The sequence below is a fragment of the Terrabacter sp. FW104-15G4B genome, from assembly GCF_058790095.1.
This window is the reverse complement of sequence record NZ_JBYTCI010000038.1, coordinates 21,400-26,764: the sequence shown is the minus strand read 5'-3', so window position 1 is coordinate 26,764 and position 5,365 is coordinate 21,400. Positions and strand designations below refer to the sequence as shown.

Below are 5,365 nucleotides of genomic sequence, written 5' to 3'. Positions count from 1 at the left end.
GGGCTGCCGGGGGAGGGCGCGTCGGTCACCGTTGGGGCCTTTCGGGGTCGCGTCGTAGGACGCCGACCAGACTTCCCGGCACACCATGGCCGGGCGCGACGTCGCGCTGGGCCGGCACTGAGTCTAGCGAATGCCCCGAATGTGCCTCTGCGTCCGCCAAATCGGACTAATCCGACAACTGCAGTGGGGAAGGGTTCAGCGGCTCTATCTTGTGAATGCGGGAGGGGGAATCCCGCACACAAGTGCATTCAGTGGGGGAACGATGAACGACAAACCTGAGGGCTGGTACTACGTCGGCGATGGCAAGCTGCGCTACCGCGACGACTACGGCTGGACCGACTACTTCATGGACACGACGGACCCTCGCGCCATTGAGTGGCCACCGCCCGCCCCGAGCACGATGCTCCATGAGCTTCACGAAGAGATGCGGCACACGACTGTCCGCACTCGTCGGGGTCCGCGGTTGCCCGCTCTGTTCTACCGCGGGCGGCACGCGAGGTAGCAGGCAGAAGAGCTGGAGCGCGCTTCGTTCGAGCGTTACGCGAGGCCAGGCCTTGCCGCTGATTGGGGTGGTACGGCTCCGGGGTGAGGGTTGTCGGCAACGCTCGAAAATGAGGCCGATCCGACGATCGAAATCGAGGCCACCGGTTCGTTGTTTCTAGTCTGCCGTGTCTTGGGTTCTGATGCTGGGCAGCGTGTCGATGCCGCGGTTTCGGAGCCGGTAGCTGGCGCCTTTGAGGGTGAGGACGTCGGCGTGGTGGATAACGCGGTCGATCATCGCGGCGGCGATGGCTTGGTCGCCGAACCCCCCACCCCAGCCGCTGAAGGGCAGGTTGCTGGTGAGGATGAGCGAGGCGTGTTCGTAGCGGAATGAGACGAGCTGGAAGAACAAGTTCGCGGCGTCTTGCTCGAAGGGCAGGTGGCCGACCTCGTCGACGATGATCAGTCCGAAGCGGCGTAGCCGGTTCAGCTCGGCGGCCAGCCGCCCGGAGCGTTGGGCCTCGCTCAGGCGGGTGACCCAGTCCGTCGCGGTCGCGAACAAGATCCGGTGGCCGGGGCTCGCGGCGGCGATCCCCAGGCCGGTGGCCATGTGGGTCTTGCCAGCGCAAGGCGGGCCGAGGAGCACGACGTTGCGGGCCTCGGTGAGGAAGCCGCCGGAAGCCAGGGCGGCGATCTGTTGGCGGACGGCGGGTTGGGCGTCCCAGTCGAACTCCGCGATCGTCTTCCGTGCAGGGAACTCGGCGGTGCGCATCCGAAGCTGCGCGCCGGAGGCTTTGCGGGCAGTTCGACCTGTATTTGACCCGACGTAGGAGTGGTTGATCGCTCGTTTGTTACGCCCTGGTGGCGTCCGAAGCTGCGGTGACTAGATCCACCGTTCGACCCCCACGGCGGGCCTCCCACGGTTATGGTCCGTGCGTGCCCAGCAGGGCGCCATGAGCAGACGAAGCGCCTTCGCCACAGGGGATACTGATGGAGCAGCACTCTTACCCGCTTCGACCGCAAACATGGCCGAGAGCCGCCTGAGTGCTTGATATGCCTCGATTCGACAGAAGAGAGTTGGCCCGCGCAGTGTGGCTGGCGCTCACACCGGGAGCGGTCCTCTTCGCCGTGCTTCAGACCGCTGGCTATGCCAGCGCTGGCCACCTAGGCTTGGACTCGCATGCCTATTGGTTGGCAGCACAGGACCCATCGAGCTGGTACACGCGCCCACCCGCTTACACGGACGCCTATCTCTACTCACCCGTCTTCGCGCAGCTCCTCATGCCGCTGGGTGCGCTTCCGTGGCCCTTCTTCCAGTCAATCTGGGCTGTTGCCGGGCTGGTGGCGCTCGTTTGGCTGCTTCGGCCACTTGGTTGGTGGCGTGGAGCCGTCGCGGGTCTCTTGCTATCTCCCGACCTGCTCATCGGCAACGTCTACCTCTTTTTTGCGCTGGTTCTGGTCCTGACCGTCCAGGGCGCCTCAGGTGCCCTGGCGTTCCCGTTGCTCACCAAGGTGGGTCCTGCAGTCGTTGGACTTTGGCATGTAGCACGAGGGGAGTGGCGCGCAGTCCTGTGGGCAGTCACATCGACCGCTCTCCTGGTGGGTGCCTCGGTGGCAGTCTCCCCGGGGGCATGGGTTCGGTGGATCGAGTTCATGGGTAGCTCGTCGGGTTCTCGCGGTGCGGGGGCTGCCCTACGAGTCGTCTTCGGCGCTGCTCTCGTCATCTATTCGGGACGTAAGGACCGCCCGTGGCTCCTGGCGCCCGCGATGGTAGTGGCGTGCCCTGTGCTGGGAGGTTACGCGGCGCTCGCTGTTCTAGCCGCCGTTCCCCGGCTCCTGCTGTTGAAACAGGACAGTTCCGTGAACTCTTCGTTGAGGGCGCGCGAGCTGAACGCTCGCCATCGTGAGATGGAGTTGCTCAGGGAAACGCAAGGCGGCGAATCATGATGCGCCGTTTAACACAGAGTTGCTGGAGTCGGCAACGTGGCATGCGCCAACTCTGGTTTCACCTGTGTTCGCCGTCACGCAGATGTACATGCTTTTCAAGTCTGGGAATCTCGGCGCCGACGCGCACGCCTATTGGTTGGCGCCCCACCATTATGGACATTTGTATGCCGCCCCGCCGACCTATCGAGACGCCTATCTCTATGCTCCACTTTTTGTGCAAGCTTTATGGCCCCTAGCGCAATTGCCTTGGCTCGCCTTCTATGCCATCTGGACGGTGCTTCAAGTTGCATGTTTGCACTGGCTGTTCAAACGACTTCCTCTTCTTCGAGCACTGGCTATCGTAGGGCTACTGACGACGGAAGTGGCGCTTGGGAGCGTCTTCCTGCTTTTTGCGGTGGCGCTGGTCGTCGCGCTGCGGGGTAGGCCAGAGGCGTTCCTGTTAATGCTGCTCACGAAGCTGACTTCCGGCGTTGGCCTACTGTGGTTTCTGGTGCGAGGTGAATGGAGGGCGCTCGGTCGTACCCTGGTCGTAGGAGCGGGTATGGTCGGAGTGTCGGTAGCCGTGAGTCCACAGGAATGGGTTGATTGGGTTCGTTTCCTTGCCGGGAACTCTGACAACGGAGCCAGGGACGTATTCTTGCGGGTGGCTATCGTGGCGACCATTGTGGTGATCACGGCGCGCCTGAGTAAACGTTGGCCCTTGGCCTTTGCCACCTACCTGGCATCTCCACTCATCCTTGCATTCAACCCCTTCGCAGTGTTGGCGGCGACACCTCGCCTACTCAAGGAGGACGCCAGTGTCGGTGAGTTGCACGTGCTGGACCACCCAGGTGGGCTTGCGATTCAGGAGTCCCGATATGTGGACGTGCCGGGCAGTCAAGGTGAACGAGCCGCTCCCGATCGGTGATCCGTGGAAAACTGAGTGCTGTCGTGACCTGGTTTGCGAGTTGGCCGGTCGGCCTTGGCGGCAAGCGAGCAACTTCTAGACGAGGGATTGAGTCGGGGAGTTGGTCAGCTTCCTGGTGGACGTCAGGGCCACCGTCGGCGGTCGTTCTCGGCGCGTCGCTGGGCGATGGTGATCCGACCGAATTTCAGCCGGCGACGCACGCTTAACTATTGCATGGGCGCATACCTGACGCCCTGAGCCAACACGCTCGTCAAGGCCGGCGCATGAGAACGTACCGACCTTGGCGCGTCATGCGGGTGAATCCCTCGCTGACGGCGAGGCGCGCTGGCGGCGTGCCCTCCACGGCGACCACAACGTCGGCTTGGGCAAAAGCGACTTGCGCACCAACGTCGTTCCCCTTCACGAACGCCAAGTAAGCGGATTGGTCCGATTGGCTGAATGCATCCAGAGGGTTACTGGCCCAAACAGTGGCGCCAGCCGCGGCAAGGGACTCCACCAGTGGCTCTGGTGCCAGCACCACATGGCCAGCAGTTGCCCTCGTGATCGAGTCTGCTTCGAGGTCTGCCGCACGAAAGGTAGGTGCCCGCAAAGCCAATATCGTTGCCGAGAGCACGACCGCGAGCCCGGTGAGAACTATCGGAACGCGCACCATCGAGGGCCTTAGGCGGAGCCTGCCACCCTCGTCCGATGGGAATGCCGTCGCAGCTGGAACGGTGAGAAATATAAGTAGCCATACCCCGTGTCGTGCCGCCGATGCTGTGGCGAGCACGAGCCCGAGACCGGCGGCGTACTCCCACGCGGGCTTACGCCGACGTAGCGCGGCACTGGCGAAAGCGACGGCGACGAGCATCAGCAGGGCATCGAACGGACTCGCGAGGCTAAGCCGGCCCCACATGCCTGAATCATCCGTGGTCGCCTGGCCACTGAAGACTCCAAGATAGTAGCGAGGGGCGTTCCCCAGTCCAGGGTTGAGGCAGGTTGCCACCAGGGAGGCTGCGCCGACTGCAAGGGCCGTGATCGGTGTTACGAACACCCGCGAGAGAAGGAGGTAACACCCGAGCACGGCCACACCCACCAAGACGGCCCCGTGCAGGTTGCCCCACAGAGCGAGCAGCGGCACCGCGCACCAGATGCTCGTGGTCGGTCGGTCCTGCTGGCGGCGGAGCAGGACAAGAAGGAGAACGAAAGGCACCAGAGACAACATCTGAGCTCTGGCAATGAAGAGGGACGTGGCCGCTCCTATCGAGAGCGCAACGACCGCCCAAGAGGTGGCCACCGGCCGCGCTCCGCGACGGGCGGCTTCGTTCACGAGAAGAACCAGCGTCGAGCACACGGCAGCTACTTGGGCAATCAGGACGCCGAAGCTTCCCCCGGAATGCACCATGGAGAGGAGCAGCTGACCCAGTGCCGTTGTGTTGACCCAGTCTCCCGATGGTGCTGCGGCGTAGGGGATTCCCCTCGGTATCGTCCCAGCGGCCTTGATGCGATCGCCCATGGCCGGTACCCACAGGGCATCCGAACCGACGACGCTCACCGCGCTTGCTGCCAGCGCTACAAGACCGACGGCGGCATGTTCGACGGTAGGCATCCCCTGCCGGTAGGGGCGTCTCGTCAGTGCAGGGTGCAAGTTCCCCTCCGTGCCTAGCAGTTGCAGCCGATGTGGCCGCGGGCCTATACCCAACGCTCCCACCCGGACGGTCCAAACCAGCCTGATTCAAACGATTTTGTGAACTTCGAGGATTTTCAAGACACGGCGTGTTGCTCCACTTAATCTTCCTTTTGGCGGGGGGCACATCGGGTGGCCCCACCTCAAACGGGAGGAACCCATCATCATGACCAAGCTTGCTGCCAAGATCCAGACCCTGCTCAACCGGGAGCGCGGCGCCACCGCCGTCGAGTACGGCCTCATGGTTGCGCTGATCGCAGCCGTCATCATCGCTGTCGTCACCCTGCTCGGCAAGAACGTGTCCAACACGTTCGCCAACGTCGCTACCGCCATCTGATTGGCGTCAAGGGGGTGCGAGGTTGGGG

5 protein-coding genes and 1 pseudogene are annotated in these 5,365 nt (G+C 63.5%); 4 read left to right on the top strand and 2 right to left on the bottom strand.

Going from position 1 to position 5,365, the window contains the following annotated elements:
• Positions 1-262: 262 nt before the first annotated feature.
• Complete coding sequence (locus tag AC3WRT_RS18985) at positions 263-502, top strand: hypothetical protein (protein ID WP_492724699.1); 240 nt, start codon at positions 263-265, stop codon at positions 500-502.
• 156 nt (positions 503-658) lie between these two features.
• Here the strand turns inward: AC3WRT_RS18985 and istB are convergent.
• Positions 659-1,282: pseudogene (gene istB / locus AC3WRT_RS18980) on the bottom strand (IS21-like element helper ATPase IstB); the annotation flags it as partial.
• A gap of 251 nt (positions 1,283-1,533) precedes the next feature.
• Here istB and AC3WRT_RS18975 point away from each other — a divergent pair.
• Both AC3WRT_RS18975 and AC3WRT_RS18970 read left to right on the top strand, forming a co-directional pair.
• Positions 1,534-2,427 carry a glycosyltransferase family 87 protein gene (locus AC3WRT_RS18975; protein ID WP_492724698.1) on the top strand — a complete coding sequence of 298 codons (894 nt, stop codon included), beginning with the start codon at positions 1,534-1,536 and terminating at the stop codon, positions 2,425-2,427.
• Positions 2,384-3,334 (top strand): glycosyltransferase family 87 protein, encoded by a 951-nt coding sequence (locus AC3WRT_RS18970; RefSeq protein ID WP_492724696.1) that lies wholly within the window; start codon positions 2,384-2,386, stop codon positions 3,332-3,334. The genes AC3WRT_RS18975 and AC3WRT_RS18970 overlap by 44 nt, the downstream gene beginning before the upstream one ends.
• Before the next feature lie 250 nt (positions 3,335-3,584).
• Here AC3WRT_RS18970 and AC3WRT_RS18965 read toward each other — a convergent pair whose 3' ends face one another.
• Positions 3,585-4,829 (bottom strand): hypothetical protein, encoded by a 1,245-nt coding sequence (locus AC3WRT_RS18965; RefSeq protein WP_492724694.1) that lies wholly within the window; start codon positions 4,827-4,829, stop codon positions 3,585-3,587.
• Between the two features lie 337 nt (positions 4,830-5,166).
• Between AC3WRT_RS18965 and AC3WRT_RS18960 the strand changes: the two genes are divergently transcribed.
• Entirely contained in the window at positions 5,167-5,337 is a 171-nt protein-coding gene (locus AC3WRT_RS18960; RefSeq protein WP_492724692.1) for a Flp family type IVb pilin, read from the top strand.
• Positions 5,338-5,365 lie beyond the last annotated feature (28 nt).